This is a genomic window from Myxococcus sp. CA039A (assembly GCF_013336645.1).
GTDB lineage: Bacteria > Myxococcota > Myxococcia > Myxococcales > Myxococcaceae > Myxococcus > Myxococcus llanfairpwllgwyngyllgogerychwyrndrobwllllantysiliogogogochensis.
The window spans coordinates 1-16,098 of the sequence record NZ_JABUMQ010000267.1 but is presented as its reverse complement, the minus strand read 5'-3'; the positions used below and the strand labels follow the sequence as shown (position 1 = coordinate 16,098).

Genomic DNA, 16,098 nt, shown 5'->3' with positions numbered 1-16,098 from the left:
CCCAGGCCCTTGCACAGGCGCCTTCCCGGCCGCTCCCTCCACCCCCGCCGCATACCGTGGCCGGCGGCGTGTTGCTGAACGTGCCGCTCTACGGCAACAGTGGCCTGGGGTGGTCAGCGATGACCCGCACGCATGCCGCGGTGGCGGTGTGGGGCGTGGGCAGCGTGTGGCGCAACGGGCGGCTGCTGACGGACACGGCCTTCGTCCACGTCGGGGCGTTGGATGCGGGGGCATTCGCGGACGACGACACGCACCGGATGCTGCGTCAGGCGCGCGTGGGTGACGCGGAGCTCGTGGTGCTGGTGTGGAACCTGCCTCCGGAGGCGGAGCCGCGAGGGTTCCTCCAGTTCATCTTCGAGGACGTGGCCATCCAGGTGGATGGGGTGTCCGTGCGCTCGGTGGCGGTGGTGGAGAACACGGGCCATGTGACGGGAGACCCGTATCTGCTGACGCCCGTGCCGGCGGGGGTCTATCCCGGTGTGCCGCCCCCGCTTCCGCCCGCGCCGGTACAGCAGACGGGGACCGGCGGCAGTGGGCTGGCGACGTCCGCGGCGGCGGGGCAGGAGCCGTCGGTGGTCATTCCTGGAGGAAGCACGCGGGTGCTCGTGGGCGGGAGTGATGGCCAGGTGGTGACGGAAGGCGGTGCCACGCTGGGCACCGGGGCGAACGTCCTCGTGGCGCCTCGGGAACCCGAGGTGACGAGCGGCGTCTCCCCCATCACGAGCACGCCGAATCCACCGGTGAACACTTCGCAGGTGCTGCCGGGGACGCCCGTGCTGGGCCCGTCGTTCGCAGGGGACCAGACGGTGATTTCGGGCACGACGGCCCCGGGGGGGAATTCCACGGTGAGCGCCTTCGGGACTCCGGCGAACCTGTCGACCACGGGCTCGTTCTCCGTGCCGTCGCTGACCGCGCCCAGCTTCGATGCGTTCTCCGGGACGGCGCAGGTGAGCCCGGGCATCATCGGCACCGCGCCGCCGCTGAACGCGGACTCGGCGACGCCGCCCACCGCGCTGTTGGGGGCCCCCACGCCGCTCAATGCCGCGTCGGCGCCCCCGCTGCTGGGGTCGCCCACGCCACTGAACGCGGCGCCGGCCACGGGGCTGCCCGCAACGCCGGCACCGGCCAATGCCGCGCCCGCGACAGGCGTGGGCTCGACCGGAGCGCCCGCGGCGGCACCGGCGGGTACGCCCGCGAACTGAGGGCGCCTGGCGACACGCCAGCGGGCCAGGGCCGTGGATTCAGCGGCTCTGGGCGCGTTTCGCGCGGAGCGATTGGCGCGCGGGCGTGGGTCGTCGCGCCCACCCGACAGCGTCGAGGACGGGCGCGCGTCGTTCAGCGGACGCGCGAAGGGGGCGTCTGTCGCGCCATCGCGGCGGCCTGGGACAGGCGCTTGCGAAGCTGGAGGACCAGGTGCTGGAGATAGTCGAGCCGCTCGATGATGCGCGGATCATCCCCCGCGTTCACCAGGTTCACCGGTGTCAGGGGCGCGGTGCGCAGCGTGCTCAGCAGGTCCGAGAAGTGGGCCTCCACGTCGCCGAGCGCATCCAGGCCTTCCCGCAAGTCATCCTCGAGCATATCGACGAGCACGGTTGCGTCGGTGCGAGAGGGCAGGGTCCGAGCCAGGCGCTCGGTGGCCACTCGGACCGGGTCGGCCTGGCGCGACAGCACGGGGGCGGCGAGGGCGAGAGGGGGCATGGCCTCGACGCTACAGGCCCGTAGCACCCCGTCAATTTTCCCGCCCTCGCGTCCCCGGTGCGTAGGGCCTCAGCGCCCGGCGGCCTTCAACGTCTCGCGATGGCTCGTCAGGAAGCTCGCCACGCTGGTGGGAGCCTTGCCCGTGAGCTCCGCGACACTTCCCGTCGCTTCGCCCATGCGTCCCTCGGCCACCGCCACGTCGAACGAGGCATAGGCCTCCGCCAGCGGCGCGGGCAACCCGTGCGCCACCATGCCCGCCTTGAGGCTCGTGGCATCCACCGGAACGAACTGCACGGGACGGCCGGACAGCTCGCTCGCCAGTCGCGCCAGCTCCGCGTGACTCACCGCCGACGGGCCCGTCACTTCCAGCGTGCGCTTGCCCTCGAAGGTGGACATCAGCGCGGCCACTGCGATGCGAGCGCAGTCCTCGCGGGCGATGAACGCTGTCGAGCCCGTGCCGGTGGCGGCCACGAGTTGTCCCGTGGCGATGGCCTGCGGCAGGCTGTGCAGCAGCATGTCCGCGTAGATGTTGTTGCGCAGCACCGTGTAGCCCAGCCCGCTCTTCGCCAGCGCCTGCTCCGTCGCCCAGTGGTCCTTCGCGAGGGCGATGGGCGAGTCTGGCTCGGGGCGGGTGAGGGACGTGTAGACGATGTGCCGGACACCGACGCGGAGCGCCGCGTCCAAGGCATTTTGGTGCTGGGTGATGCGGCGTCCGGGGACGTCGAGCGAGTCCGTGCTGATGAGCAACAGCCGCTCCGCGCCCGCGAACGCGGTGTCGAGCGACTTCGCGTCATCGAAGTCCGCCTTGCGCACGACGACACCGCGCGCCGAGAAGTCCGAGAGCTTCGACGGCTCCCGGGTGGTGACGATGAGCGAGCCCTTGTGGGACTCCAGGAGCAACTCGACGACGCGACGGCCAAGGTGGCCGGACGCGCCGGTGACGAGCAGGGTGGCGGACATGGGGACTCTCCGGAGCAGCGGGGTGACGTGAGCTTCGGCCCTTGGGTTAATCCCCGGACTCCCTGCTGCACAATGCCTCCTCGTGGAGCATACTGTTCCATGGAGGGAACAATGGACCTCAACCAGCTCGCGCTCTTCGTCGCTGTCGCCGAAGGGGCCAGCTTCTCCACCGCCGCGAAGAAGCTGGGCATGCCGAAGTCATCCGTGAGTCGAGGCATCTCCAGTCTGGAGTCCTCGCTGGGCGTGCAGCTCATCCATCGAACGACGCGTCGGGTGGCGCTCAGCACCGCGGGCCAGGCGCTGTATGAGCGCGTGTCTCCCATGCTCGCCTCGCTGCGCAAGTCGGTGGGGGAGCTGCCGGAGTTGGAGGACGAGCCCTCGGGCGAGCTTCGGCTGACGGCGGTGGTGGACTGGGGCACCACCGTGCTGGCGGAGATCATCACCCGCTTCGTGGCGCGCTACCCAGCGGTGAAGGTGGACCTGCACCTGGACAACCGCGTGGTGGACCTGGTGGCCGAGGGCTTCGACGCCGCCCTCCGGCTGTCCTCCAACACGCTCAAGGACTCCTCCCTGCGTGCCCGCCGGCTGGGGCCCTTCTCGCTGCGCCTCTACGGCTCACCCGCGTACCTGGCGCGCCGCGGCACTCCGCGCCATCCTCGCGAGCTGACCAGTCACACGTGGGTCTCCTTCCGGAGCGTGAAGCCCTTCTCGCTGGTGGGACCCGGGGAGACGATGCGCGTCCCTCAGTCGGGCTCCATCCGGTGCGATGACATGTTCTTCATGCGGGAGACGCTGCGCCTGGGCGCGGGCATCGGCTTCCTGCCGTCGATGCTCGCGGAGCCCGAGGTCGCGGAGGGGCGGCTCGTCCCGGTGCTCCCGAAATGGAGCATGCCCGGAGGGAGCGTGTGGTTCGTCTCCACGGCGGAGCGGCACATGCCACGGAAGGTGGCCGCCTTCCGCGATTTCCTCCTGGAGACGCTGAAGCAGCGCCCGTTTCCACCCTGAGCCGGAGTGCGGTGCCGTCCCGCGCCCCCTCGCTGTCAGAGCGAGCCGAGGAACTTCATCAGCGCGGCGCGGTCGTCGCTGGAGAGCGCGCGGAAGCCATCACGGGCGGCGAGGGCCTCGCCCCCGTGCCACAGCACCGCTTCTTCTATCGTCCGGGCGCGACCGTCATGCAGGAACCCGGAGTAGGGCAGCACCGTGTGCGTCAACCCGAGGCCCCACAGCGCGGGCGTGCGCCACTCGGTGCCGGTGGCCGCGCCATCCGGCCTGCCATCCGCGAGCTCCGGTCCCATGTCGTGCAGCAGCATGTCCGTGTACGGATGGATGCTCTGAAAGGCGAGTTCCTCGTAAGCGGACGCGCCCGTTTCGAGCGTCTCGCGGTGGCAGGATTCGCAGCCCAGTGAGCGGAACAGCTTCTCGCCGCGCTGGACCACCGGGTCTTCCAGCGCCGTGCGCGCGGGAACGCCGAGCGACTGCGAATAGAAGACGGCGGCCTCCAGGAGTTCGGGCGTGAGTTCATGCGTCCCGTCGGGCTCCGGGAAGAGGGGGCTGCTGATGCCCATGTCGTTGAAGTACGCCTCGGCGGACTGCTGCAGCAGATGAGGGCTGTTCGCCTTCCACCCGAAGCGCCCGGGCACGAGCGTGTGCAGCGCCGCGTCCCAGACCTCGTTCATCCGCCCGGAGATGCCATCGCCGTCCCGGTCATCAGGGTCCTCCAGGGCGCGCAGCGTCTCGAGCGGCAGGGCTTCCAGCAACCCCAGCCCGAACACGGGAGGAGGAAGCCGCAGCGACATCAACATGTTCGCGGGCAACGCGGAGCCATCCGACGGTGCGATGTTCACGCGCGGCGAGCGCAGCGAGTACGGCGTGCCGTCCGCGTACTGCCCGGTGCTCTCCACCCATGAAAGCGTGAGTGCGGCGGGTGGCATGGCGCCATAGACGGCCTGGTCCCTCACCTGCAACCCCAGGCCAGGGACCGGCACCGCGCCGTATGGATGCTCGGGCACGCCCTCGGGAAGGCTCACGCGCACGAGGAGCTGGGTGCGCTGGGCGGTCGGCCCCATCACCGGCATGCCGCGCCCGTTGCGCAGATGACAGCCGTTGCATGAGACGTTGTTGTACGTCGGCCCGAGCCCTGGGTTCACACGCGAAGGCGCCGGGACGAAGATGGCCTCGAAGGCCGCGTCGCCGTCCCGGTGCAGCCGGTCATACTCAGGTCGCAGATTGGCGGCGGGCTGGGCGAACGCCAGCGACGTGCGATTGTCGACGGTGGTGGCCCCGCCCGCCCTCGGCGGAGCGAAAGGCACCTGGGGTGCCTCCTCTCCGCAGCCAGCGGTCCACAACAGCAAGGCCCCCATCATCACGGCACGTCGCATGGCGTTCACCTTCGCTTGTCACCCTACGTTACTTCGTCACCAGGGGCAGCACTTCGCCCTGGAAGGTGTCGTGCAGGGTGCGGATGGCTTCCTGCGCCGCCACGATCTTGGGGCGCTCCGTCTCGTTGGTGATGGACTCGCGGAACGGCTCGGCGATGGCGGCCAGGGCGCTGATGGACCCGGCGATCTGCTGGCGGATCTTGACGTCGAGCGTGCTGTCCACGCCCACCACGTCGCGCAGGGAGCTGCCCGTCTTCGTCTCACCCGGCAGGTGGCCCAGGTAGGCGTTCTCCACGCTGCGGATGTTGTTGGTGAAGTCCTCCAGCGAGTTGTACGCGAACTGGCTCTCCACCACGTCCGGCTCGCGGGTGTCGTACGGCTCGGCGATCTTCCCGTTGGCGACCTCGTCCAGGATGGTGGTGATGCCGCCCACCATCTCCTGCGCGGCGGCCTGCACGGACGGGTACGCGGAGTTGCCCGACTGGCCCGCGGTCGCCAGCGTGTCACGGAACGGCGCGTTGCCTTCCACCGACTGGACCCACCGGCCGTGCAGAATCTGGCCCACGGCCTTGAGCTCCGCGGACAGGGCCTTGAGGTACTCGAACTCTCGGGCCGTGAGCTGGCCCACCGTCTTGGTGCCGCCATTGCCGAAGATGATGTACTCCAGCGTGTGGAAGCCCTTCTGCTCGTTCTTGAGGTTGCTCACGTACTGCTGCGTGAGGGCGTCGTTGTTGGCCAGCACGGCCTCCAACTCGGTGTGGCTGACCGGCCAGCTGTCCAGCGCCGGGTCATAGCCGAAGCTGTCCACGGGACCGAACAGGAAGCCCTCGCTCTGCTCCCAGGGAATGCGCGCCGCGCGCCACGCCGCCTTGGCCGCCGCCAGCTTGTCCGCCGTGGGCGCCGCCGCCAGCGAGACACAGGCCGCATCCAACTCGGTGAGCCGCGTGGCCAGCCGCGCGTAGGTCGGCACCACGACCTTGTCCGCGAACGTGACGACGAGTTCCTGGGTGACCTTGGAGTCGTCGGTGGGGTTGTCGGAGTCGTCGCCGCAGGCACCGAGGAACAGCGCGCTGAACAGGAGCGCCGGCGCGAGCGCCAGGCGGAGGGGCAGGGACATACGCTTCATGACTGACCTTTCGTTGGGGGTTGGTGGACGCAGGCACCTGGGCCGACGTCAGTAGTTGAAGCCGGTGGCGAAGCGCAGGGTGTTCTCCGGCCGGAAGGCGGAGGAGCCCAGGCGGCGGTGCCCGAAGTCGAGCTTCGCGAACGCCACGTTCATCAGGTTGTAGGACAGGCCCACGGTGTAGACGGAGCGGCGGAAGCGCGGGTTGTCGTACAGCTCCTCGCGCGGCTTGAACTGCGTGTCCGCGTAGTCGTAACGGACGAACGGGAAGAGGTGGTGCGAGTCGCTCAGCCCCACCACGCTCGCGATGTCGTAGCCAAGCTCGCCCCACACGGCCAACGCGTTGTCGGACACCGGCGTGCGTATCACTCCCAGCAGGTTGGACAGGCGCGCGTTGCGCTGGGAGACGAGCTCCGCGTTCTTCAGGTGGCCGTACATCACCAGGGCCTTCGCGCTCCACGGGCCCTTGCGCACGGACAGGTGCGCGTCGAGCAGCGTCAGCGGAGCCGACACGTAGCCGCACGGCGCCACTTCCCTGGGGTTCGCCTCCTCGCAGCTCTTCACCAGGTCCGCCTTGGGACGGTTGCGCGTGGTGTCGCCGTGATAGGCGGACACGCCGAAGGTGAACCCGTCGAAGTGAGTGACGTCCGCCCGGACGACGAGCGCCATGTCCGTGGCCCGCTGCACCTCGAAGCGGCGCTGGTGTCCGCCCGCCGACCAGAGCTGTGAGCTGAAGCCGGTGGAGTCCAGGCCGTTCACCAACTGGCCCGTGAGCCGCAGCCCCCAGGGGAACTTGTAGCGCAGGCGCACGCCCATCTCGTCCCACGTGTTGGGGATGATGCTCGTCTCCGCCTCGTCGCGGTTGGTGCCCAGGTAGTCGGTGGGCCGCGAGAACTCACTCAGCGTGCCCACCGCCACGTAGAAGCGGCCCACCGCGAGCGCGGCGTTGGCCCCCAGCTTCTTCGAGAGGAACATCTCCTCGACGAGGATTTCGCCGCCCTTGTCCAGCTCCTGGTCGAACTCGCCGAACTCCTCGTACTCCAGCTCCATCGCGGAGCCGGTGCCGCCGTGCTCGAATTCGACTTCGACCTCGGCCTCGAGACCGTAGTCGGGCAGGCCGCCCTTCACTTCAATCACGAAGCGGTTGGTGTCGAACTCGATGCGCGAGTCGCGCTGCGCGCCACCCGCCCGGTTCTGGTCCAGCCCGTAGTTGAAGTAGGCGAACTGCAACTCACCGTACGCCGTGACGTAGACGTCGATCTTGGGACGCGTGGGCCCCAACGGGGGCGTCGCGGGCGTCGCGGCGGGAACCGGAGCGGGCTGCGCGGGCTCGGCGATGGTCGGAGCCGAAGGCGCGGGCTCCACCTGGGGCGCCGAAGGCGGCTCCACGGCGGGCTCGGCTTGAGGGGCTGGGGGCGCCTGGGGACCGGCCGGAGCTTCGGCTCGGGCAACCGTGCCGGAGAACACCAGCGTGGAACAGAGCAGCAGGGATGAACGGACGAAGCAAGAGCGTGGGCGCATCGGAGCGGCGCGCACCCTACGCTCGCGATTTTGATTTTGCAAACCAGAATCAAATTGTGTTCAGCAAGAAAGGCCCGGAATACCGCGCACCGGGCCTCTCCAGAGGGGACTTCAGCCCCTCGTCACCACTTCATCTCTTCCTTGCCGGGGCCGGCTTCCTGGCGCTTCTCGCCGGGACGGCTGACGGAGGTGAGGGTGGCGCGCACGGCGCCCAGGTCCAGGGTGCCCACGGCGGCCAGGGGCAGACGGCGTGCATCGTCGGAGAGCCACACGTGCACTTCGCGCTTCTGCTTGGGGCGGTCCAACCGAACCGCGGTGCCCTGCAGGTGCCACGCGGTGAACTGGCCCAGGGGCGTCGTCACCTGCTCCTTCTTGAGGACTTGTCCCTGCATGCGCCACAGCCGGCGCACGCCGTACACGTCGAAGCAGACGGACATGTTCTCCTCCAGGGGGAGCTGACGCAGCAGGTAGATGGAGCCCGCCACGTCGAGGCCATCCTTGTCGTAGGTGTAGTTGTACTGGCCCTTGGCGCGCTGGCCGATCTGGTAGTCCACCTTGATGGCGCGGTCCTTGTGGGTGAACGCGACCTCCACCTTGCGGCGCATCTCGTTCTCCGTGGCGTCCTCCACGTAGCGCTTGGGGCGCAGTGTTTTCGGGTGGAGCCACGTGGTGGCGCTGCCCCGGACGCGGCGGACCTTGGAGAAGAAGGAGTTGGTCTGCGCCTCGGCCAGCACGGGGATCTGCCCGTCCTGCTGCTTCTGGACTCGCAGGGTCATCTTGCCCGCTTGCGCGCCCATGGCGTCCAGGTCGAACTCGAGCACCTCGCCGGGCATGAAGGCCAACGGCATGCGCAGCGCGGGCAGCGCCTGCGCGCACGGTTCCACGGTGATGGGGGGCTCTTCGGGTGTCGCCGCCGCGCTGGCTTCAGCGGGTTTGTCGGCTTCGGGCTTGTCGGCCTCCGTGTCCGGGAGCTGAGCCCAGGCGGTGCCGCCGGAGGACAGCATCAGCCAGGCCGCGAGGAGGGTGCGCAGGGAGCTCATCCATCTTCCTTCCACAAGGGACTACGGGGTGCTCTGGGGCGTGTGACGGCCCGGACGCTTCGCAAATTCGGACGTCGACCATCGCTGCCGGAGCCGGGCAGTCACGAGCTGGCGGACCTGGGTCCATTCTCGCGCATCCCGGCTGATGTCCCAACCCGACCGGACCAGGTGACGTGCCGCGTCTCGGGCGAACGCCTGGTCTCCCAGCTCGGAGAGGAGACGGAGGTACTCGTAGTCCTCCAGGCCGTCTCGCAGGTGTTTGAGCCGCAGCGACTGCACCGGGTGGTGTCCGGAATCTCCCAGGTGTCTGGGCGTGCCCGGATAGAAGAGGGTGCCGTCGCCGTTGCCGCCGAACTCGAGGAGGTCCGTCCAGGGGTCCTCCTTCGTGTTGTAGGCAAAGACGGTGTCGAAATAGAGCTCGCCATCCACGCCACTCGCGAACGCCAGCGGGCCCATGGCCCGGTTGAGCGGGGCGGGGTGGTCCACCATGTACGAGGCCCAGCCGCTGTAGGCACGCTCCCGCGCGGAGTCCGGAGCGGGGCCGCCGTTGCAACCATGCGAATTGCAACTCTGATACCACCACACCTGGGTGGCCTCGGGCAGCTTCGCGCGCAGCTCCGCGAGTTCGTGCACGGCGCGACAGGTGGCGGGGCCCGAGCGGGGATAGAAGCAGTTGAGCGTGGGCGCGAGGATGTCCGCGGCGGGCGCGAGCGTGGCGTCGAACGGGCTGGTGATGAGCACCCGGCTTCCACCGGCGGCGCGCACCCGGCGCGACTGTGCAAGCACCAGAGGCACGTCCTCCGGCTTCGGCTCGTCCTTGGTGTAGAAGAAGAGCTGCGCGGGCCAGCCCTTCGTCTGGAAGTGCTCGGCGAAGGCGCGGTAGTACGCCACCTTCTCTTCCTCGGTGACGGCCTGCTTGTTGTCGCGCAGGTCAGCGGTGGTGAAGCGGGCGCCGGAGTCCAGCAGGGTCCCTTCGAGGAAGGGCCCCATCTCCGCGTCGTAGGCGCTCCAGTCCAGGAGGGCCTTGCCGTCCTCGAAGCGCACCGGGGGCGGCGTCATGCTCATGCCGTGCGCGCTCACGCGGTGCTCCAGCAGGACGCGTGCGTACGCGCGCAGCAGCGCGCGCGCCTCCGGTGAGTCCGGGTTCAGGCCGTGTCCCCGGGCGATGCTGTAGAGGGAGATGCCGAAGCTGGTGGGCAGCGAGGACGTCGCTGGCAGCACGAAGGGCTGCACCTCCACCGTGAAGGGCACCGCGACGCGCTCCACCTTGTTGAAGCGTGCCCTCAGCGTGCCCCGGTAGGTGCCCGGAGACTGGCCCTCCGGCGCGCACACCTCCACGTAGAGGACGGTGGGCAGGTCCGGGTCTCCGTCGGGGACGGGGGCGCTCAGCGGCAGCAGCGGATCCGGCCAGGCTCCCTGGGCGCCCTGGCTGTTGGACGCGAGGTGGACCGGGAGGTAGCCCTCGCGCCAGAGGGCCGCGGGCAGCGCTTCCCCGGGGCCTCCGAGGAACAGGGGCGTCACCTGGAGCTGCCGGGCCGTGCCGGGGAGCACCACCTGCACGCCTTCGCACTCGCCGCGCGCGACGCTCAGGCGTGCCTGGGGCCGCCCCTGGAGCGCGGCACCGGGCCGCACCTTGACCAGGGCCGAGACCACCATTGGCTCCGGTGTAGCGGCCACCGCCGCCATCACCACCCACGCCCAGCCCGCGCCCATCCGCCCCCTTCACTCTCCAGCGGTGCTACCCACCGCTCTCGGCACTCGCCACCGTCATGGTGCGCCCGGGCTGGTAGTCGGTGATTTCCGCCACCACCATGCCCAGCGCGAACTCAGCCTCCACCCGCACCGGCACGTGACGCGCGTCCGTGGTGAGGTAGACGAACATGTCCCGCTTCGACGTCAGGCTGCCGCCGAACTCCGCCTGCACCCGCGTCTTGAACACCTCCAGGGTGCCCAGCTCCGTCTTCATCGTCTCGCGCGACTCCACCTTGGCGCGCATGGTGAAGCTCTTGCTGCCGGTGAACACGGGGTAGGCGTACTCACCGCCCACCGCCAGCTCCTGGTTGCGCAGCGCGAAGGTGGCGCCCGTCACGTCCAGCGTCCCTTCGACGACCTCGGCGGTGGACTCGCGCGGCGACTCGCCTTCCTTCTGTTTGACGACGAAGACGCTCTTGCCATCCGGCTGCATCTTGATGCGCTGCCGGCGGCGCTTGCCGTTCTCGTCCGCGTGCAGGTCACTGCCGACGACGCGCTGGGTGCTGGCCTTCCAGTACGACACGAACTTGTCCTTGATGGGCCACACGCCGATGAGCGCGTCGGAGCGCGCCACCGCGACGATGGGCCACACGTCCTCGCCCCACTGCTTCATGGGAGAGCCCACCGTCACCTGCGCGGTGCCCGCGGTCACACCGAGGTACTTCACGCGATACTGCGCCTGCTCACCGGGGCCGAACGCCGGGTTCGCGGAAGGCTCCTGGGCCACGGCCGATGCTGACCAGACCAGGCCCGCCAGCATCGCCGCGAACCCCCAATTGGACTGCGCACGCATCGGTTGAGCTCCATCGCTAGGAAGTTAAGTAGCCTGCCTGCTACCTGCCAGGCCCTGCCCCCGAACCATTCCCGCCACTCCACATTTCCATGGACGTGCCCGTCCCCCGGGCATTCAACGGACGCTCGTTCCCTGGCCGTGGGGGCGACGCAAGGGCCGAGCGGGGACGCAGTCTCGCACGCGAGGGCCCCCGGGCGCCTCTTCGCGGCCCAGGCCCGGCCGCCCTCCAGCAAGCCGGCCATGTCCACCGGCCGACACCGCTGCTAGCCTTCCGAACTGGCGCCTACAGGTAGGCGGCGCCTTGCCACGGAGGCACGGGAACATGGCCGGCAACTACGACTTCGACGATGACGACCACAAGGAATCGGCCCCGGTGGGGAAGAACAAGGAGTTCGACTGCCCGGGCTGCGACGCCAACAACCCCGTGCCTGACGGCTTCGGGGACGGTGACGAGCTGCGCTGCAACTACTGCGGGTGCGAATACAGCGTTCGCATCGGCGCGGAAGGCCGCATGAAGTTCAAGGAGATCTGAGGCGGCCCGCCAGCGAGCCAGCTCGGTCGTCTCAGGTCCGCTCGCCGAAGATGGCGGTGCCCACGCGCACCAGCGTCGCGCCCGCCTCGATGGCCAGCTCGAAGTCGTGCGTGGTGCCCATGGACAACTCGGTCAGCGCGTGGCGTTGCCCGAGCTCGTGCAGCGCCTGGAAGTAGCCGCGCGCGCGGGCCTCGTCGTCGGTGGGCGGGGGCAGGGACATCAGTCCCACCAGCCGCAGCCCGGGCAGCTCGCGCACCTGCGCCAGGAAGTCGGGCAGCGCCGAGGGCTCCAGGCCGGACTTGGTGGCCTCGCCGCCCACGTTGACCTCGACGTAGCAGGGCAGGGGAGCCAGGCCCTCGCGCCGCTTGGACAGCTCGCGCGCCACTTCCAGCCGCTCCAGGGCGTGGAAGGTGCTGGCCACCTTCGCCACGTACTTCACCTTGTTGGTCTGCAGGGGGCCAATCGCGTGCCAGCGCAGCCCCTCCAGGTCCGCCAGCTCCACGGCCTTGTCCCGCAGCTCCTGCGCGTAGTTCTCCCCGAAGTCGCGCTGGCCCGCGGCGTAGGCCTCGCGGATCAGCGCCGCGGGCTTCAGCTTGGAGACCGCCACCAGCGTCACCGACTCCACGGGGCGCCCCGCGCGAGCACACGCGGAGGTCACCCGCGCTCGCACCGACGCCAGCCGCTCCGCGACGTCAGAGCCCATGGTCATCGCTTCCAGGCCAGGGGCACGCCGGCGCGCTCGAGCAGCGCGAGCGTTTCCCCCAGGGGGAGTCCGACGACGTTGGTGGGGCTTCCGTCCACGGTGGCGACGAGGAAGCCGCCCTTGCCCTGGATGGCGTAGGCGCCCGCCCGGTCCACGGGCTCTCCGGTGCCGACGTACCAGGCGATCTCCGCTGCGCTCAGTTCCCGGAACGTGACGCGGGTGCGCACGACGAGCGCCTCCTCGTGGCGGCCCGCGAGCGCGACACCGGTGTGGACGTCATGCGTCCTGCCGGACAGTCGGCCGAGCATGGCGCGGGCCTCGGCCGGGTCCTGGGGCTTGCCCAGGAGCTCCGAGCCCAGGGCCACGGTGGTGTCCGCGGCCAGCACCCAGGCGCCTGGGGAGCGGGCGGCCACGACGGCGGCCTTCTCGCGGGCCAGCCGGAGGACGTAGGGGCCTGCCTCCTCGCCAGGGCGGGGTGTCTCGTCGATGTCCGCCGCGGAGACGGTAAAAGTGAGACCCAGTTGCGACAGGAAGTCCCTGCGGCGGGGAGAACCGGAGGCCAGGACGAGCAACGTTTGATCAGCGTGCGTGTGCATGTTACGGCTCCAGGCGTCGCGTCCTTAGCAGACTTGCGCCTCGGAGTGGACTCTACGGATGAATCCCGCGGACCTCCTGTCGGCCATGAAGCGGACAGTGGAACAACTGGCCGCCTTCAACGAGATGGCGAAGGCGTTGACGTCCACGCTGGAGCTGCGCGAGGTGCTCGCGCTCGTCATGCAGAAGGTCAGCAGCCTGCTGCTGCCCCGCAACTGGTCCCTCATCCTCCAGGATGAGCGCACCGGAAAGCTCTACTTCGAAATCGCCGTGGGCGAGGGAGCGGGCGTCCTCAAGGGCCTGCAACTCAACCCCGGCGAGGGCATCGCCGGCGCCGTCTTCTCCTCGGGCGTGGCCCGGCTGGTCCACGACGTGGGCGGCGACCCCAGCTTCTCGCCCCGCTTCGACGAGGCCTCCGCCTTCCACACCCGCTCCATCCTCGCCGTGCCCCTCTTGTCCCGAGGCCACGTGCTGGGCGTCATCGAACTGGTCAACGGCCCCACGGACCCGCCGTTCTCCAACGACGACCTCACCACCCTCACGGCCATCGCGGACTACGCGGCCATCGCGATCGAGAACGCGCGCAACTTCCGCCGGGTGCAGGAGCTCACCATCACCGACGAGCACACCGGCTGCTACAACGCCCGGCACCTGCGCGCGCTGCTCGACACGGAGGTGAAGCGCTCCGCGCGCTTCCGGCATCCGCTGTCGCTCGTCTTCCTGGACCTGGACCACTTCAAGAGCGTCAACGACCGGCACGGGCACCTGATGGGCAGCGCCACGCTGAAGGAGGTGGGCGACCTGCTCATGTCCCTGGGGCGCAACGGCCTGGACGCCGTCTTCCGCTACGGCGGCGACGAGTTCGCCATCCTCCTGGTGGAGACGGACCAGGACGGCGCGGCCCAGATTGCCCAGCGCGTGTGCGAGGCGTTTCGCGGGCGCTCCTTCCTCCAGGAGCACGGCCTGGACGTGCGCGTCACCGCCAGCGTGGGCGTGGCCACGTTCCCGGATCACGCCACCTCCGCGTTGGAGCTCATCCGCTCGGCGGACTTCGCCATGTATGGGGCCAAGGCCCGGGGCCGGGACGCCATCTGTGTCGCCGAGCCCGGGGGGCCGGATACAGGCAGCGGCAACGGCTCCGATTTCCCGGCGCGCTGAAGCACCTGGCCCGCAAAGGCCGAGGGCCGGGGAGGGGAACACCCTCGGCCCGGCCCTCGTGGGACTGCGTCGTGCGGGACGACGACTACCCGGCGCCCACCACCGAGTCGATGGCCTCGGTGTTCGTCACGACGTTGCCGTTCTTCTTCAGTGCCTTGAGGAAGGACTCCGTCACTTCAATCTGCTTGGCCTGCTGGGCCTGGGCACGCAGGGTGTCCTTCTTCGCCTCGAAGCCCACGGCGTCCGGCTTCTGGCGCTCCACCACTTGCGCCACGACGAAGCCCTCGCCCACGGGGAACGTCTCACCCAGCACCTGGGGACTGGTGGCCGCGAAGGCCGCCTTCACCAGCGCGGGCGCGGGGCCCAGGTGCGGCACGGCCTCACCCTCGGCGGTGAAGCTGTCCGTCTCCACGGCCTCCGGACGCGTCTCCGTCTCGAAGCGCAAGAGCGCGGGCTGCTCCTTCTCCGGCGGGAACAGCTCCTTCAGCGTCTTGCCGCCCTGCACGGTGGCCAGCGCCTTCTCGGCCTCCGTCTTCGCCAGCTCCTTGGCGCGCTCCTGCTTGTAGAGCGTGGTGGCGATCTCGTCCTGGACCTCCTCCAGCTTCTTGTCCTGCGCCGGCTGCTTCTCCTCGACCTTCACGAGGTGCACGCCGAACTTCGTCTCCACCGGCTGCGTGACGCCGCCCGCGGTGAGCGCGAAGGCCGCGTCCGCCAGCGCCGGCTCCCAGCTGCCGCGCTCCACCCAGCCCAGGTCGCCGCCGCGCGCCTTGCTGCCCGGGTCTTCGCTGCTCTCGCGGGCGACCGTGGCGAAGTCCTTGCCGCCGTCGATCTCCTTCTTGAGCGCCTCCGCCTTCTTGAGCGCCTCCGCCTTCTGCTCGGCGGTGGCCTCCGGGGGCAGCTTCACCAGCACCTGACGGGCGCGGATACGCTCGGGCTGCTGGTACACGAAGCGGTTGGCCTCGTAGTAGTCCTTGATCTCCTTCTCGTGCGCCTTCTTCCAGTCCGCCAGCTGCGCGGGCGTGGGCGCCGTCACCTTGTCCGCGAACATGGTGGGCAGGAAGCGCGCGAAGACGACCTTGGCCTGGTTGCCGTCCTTCTCGTAGCGGGCCCGGACCTCGTCATCGGAGACGACCGCGTTGGCGCGGACGACCTCGATCATCTTCTGCGCGGCCAGCTGGCGGCGCAGCTCGGTCTCGAACTCCTGGGGCGTCTTCCGGTAGAAGTCGCGCAGTACTTGCTGGTAGCGCGAGAAGTCGAACCCGCCCTCCTTGGCGTGAAAGTCCGTGTTCTGGTGGATGAGCTTGCGCAGCTCCTCGTCGGACGGGGTGATGCCACGCTGCTCGGCCGCCTGGGCCAGGAGCTCCGTGTTCACCAACCTGTCCATCACCTGGTTGTGCATGCCGAATTGCCGGGCCACGGACTCGGGGATGGGGCTGCCCTGCGATCGCAGGAAGCTCATCTGCCGGGCCCAGGCCGTGGCGAAGTCGCGCAGCGGGATTTCCTTGCCGTTCACCTTGGCCACCGAGCCCGGCGCCGTGGTGGCGGGACCCGTGGAGCCGAAGCCGGAGCTGCCCGGCCCGAACGAAAGCGTGAACACCACCGCGATGCCGATGATGAACAGCAGGGAAAAGACCTTCCGGGGGTTCAGACCGTCCATTGTCGTCACTTCGAGAGCAAACGCGCCGAGAAAAGTCGTGCGGAAGGACTCGCGACGCGGTGTTGTTGGTAGCCCGGCCGAAGGGTGGTTGACCTGCGGCCACCCCCGTCACAGGGCCTTGACTGCCTAGGACACTGCACCGGAAAATGCAAGCGATTTAGAGAGTTTAGCCGGACCCCCACCCTCCGC

At 69.5% G+C, this 16,098-nt stretch carries 15 protein-coding genes; 4 read left to right on the top strand and 11 right to left on the bottom strand.

Going from position 1 to position 16,098, the window contains the following annotated elements; translation table 11 throughout:
• Window positions 1-1,202: hypothetical protein (locus HR086_RS34320; protein WP_217442060.1), on the top strand; the 1,202-nt coding region annotated here is incomplete at its 5' end.
• Window positions 1,203-1,335: 133 nt separating this feature from the next.
• Here HR086_RS34320 and HR086_RS34315 read toward each other — a convergent pair.
• Window positions 1,336-1,698 (bottom strand): hypothetical protein, encoded by a 363-nt coding sequence (locus HR086_RS34315; protein WP_174454948.1) that lies wholly within the window; start codon window positions 1,696-1,698, stop codon window positions 1,336-1,338.
• 69 nt (window positions 1,699-1,767) lie between these two features.
• Window positions 1,768-2,658, bottom strand: coding sequence for an SDR family oxidoreductase (locus HR086_RS34310; protein WP_174467744.1), 891 nt, complete (start codon window positions 2,656-2,658; stop codon window positions 1,768-1,770).
• Window positions 2,659-2,769: 111 nt separating this feature from the next.
• Here HR086_RS34310 and HR086_RS34305 point away from each other — a divergent pair, with 111 nt between their 5' ends.
• Window positions 2,770-3,663: a LysR family transcriptional regulator gene (locus HR086_RS34305; RefSeq protein ID WP_174454950.1), complete on the top strand. Its 894-nt coding sequence runs from the start codon at window positions 2,770-2,772 to the stop codon at window positions 3,661-3,663.
• A 35-nt stretch (window positions 3,664-3,698) separates the two neighbouring features.
• On the opposite strand, the gene HR086_RS34300 is transcribed toward HR086_RS34305, so the two are convergent.
• The 6 genes from HR086_RS34300 to HR086_RS34275 form a co-directional block, all read right to left on the bottom strand.
• Window positions 3,699-5,036 (bottom strand): di-heme oxidoredictase family protein, encoded by a 1,338-nt coding sequence (locus tag HR086_RS34300; protein WP_174467743.1) that lies wholly within the window; start codon window positions 5,034-5,036, stop codon window positions 3,699-3,701.
• Window positions 5,037-5,064: 28 nt separating this feature from the next.
• On the bottom strand, window positions 5,065-6,162 hold the full coding sequence (locus tag HR086_RS34295) for an imelysin family protein (protein WP_174467742.1): 1,098 nt from the start codon (window positions 6,160-6,162) through the stop codon (window positions 5,065-5,067).
• 48 nt (window positions 6,163-6,210) lie between these two features.
• Entirely contained in the window at window positions 6,211-7,548 is a 1,338-nt protein-coding gene (locus HR086_RS34290; protein WP_373564392.1) for a hypothetical protein, read from the bottom strand.
• A 254-nt stretch (window positions 7,549-7,802) separates the two neighbouring features.
• Window positions 7,803-8,720, bottom strand: a complete 918-nt coding sequence (locus HR086_RS34285) for a DUF3108 domain-containing protein (protein ID WP_141647672.1) — start codon at window positions 8,718-8,720, stop codon at window positions 7,803-7,805.
• 21 nt (window positions 8,721-8,741) lie between these two features.
• The gene (locus tag HR086_RS34280; protein WP_174454954.1) at window positions 8,742-10,433 is read right to left on the bottom strand and encodes a DUF4091 domain-containing protein; all 1,692 of its coding nucleotides are present in this window, start codon (window positions 10,431-10,433) and stop codon (window positions 8,742-8,744) included.
• 25 nt (window positions 10,434-10,458) lie between these two features.
• On the bottom strand, window positions 10,459-11,265 hold the full coding sequence (locus tag HR086_RS34275) for a DUF3108 domain-containing protein (protein WP_174454955.1): 807 nt from the start codon (window positions 11,263-11,265) through the stop codon (window positions 10,459-10,461).
• 322 nt (window positions 11,266-11,587) lie between these two features.
• On the opposite strand from HR086_RS34275, the gene HR086_RS34270 reads away from it, so the two are divergent.
• Entirely contained in the window at window positions 11,588-11,797 is a 210-nt protein-coding gene (locus tag HR086_RS34270) for a hypothetical protein (protein WP_174454956.1), read from the top strand.
• Window positions 11,798-11,828: 31 nt separating this feature from the next.
• Here the strand turns inward: HR086_RS34270 and HR086_RS34265 are convergent, their stop codons facing one another.
• Window positions 11,829-12,500 (bottom strand): YggS family pyridoxal phosphate-dependent enzyme, encoded by a 672-nt coding sequence (locus tag HR086_RS34265; RefSeq protein ID WP_174454957.1) that lies wholly within the window; start codon window positions 12,498-12,500, stop codon window positions 11,829-11,831.
• Window positions 12,501-12,502: 2 nt separating this feature from the next.
• Window positions 12,503-13,096, bottom strand: coding sequence for a nucleoside triphosphate pyrophosphatase (locus HR086_RS34260; RefSeq protein WP_174454958.1), 594 nt, complete (start codon window positions 13,094-13,096; stop codon window positions 12,503-12,505).
• 58 nt (window positions 13,097-13,154) lie between these two features.
• Between HR086_RS34260 and HR086_RS34255 the strand changes: the two genes are divergently transcribed.
• Window positions 13,155-14,252: a diguanylate cyclase gene (locus HR086_RS34255; protein WP_174454959.1), complete on the top strand. Its 1,098-nt coding sequence runs from the start codon at window positions 13,155-13,157 to the stop codon at window positions 14,250-14,252.
• An 85-nt stretch (window positions 14,253-14,337) separates the two neighbouring features.
• Here HR086_RS34255 and HR086_RS34250 read toward each other — a convergent pair whose 3' ends face one another.
• A complete protein-coding gene (locus HR086_RS34250; RefSeq protein ID WP_174461902.1) occupies window positions 14,338-15,909 on the bottom strand; it encodes a SurA N-terminal domain-containing protein in 1,572 nt (523 codons plus the stop codon).
• Between the last annotated feature and the right edge of the window lie 189 nt (window positions 15,910-16,098).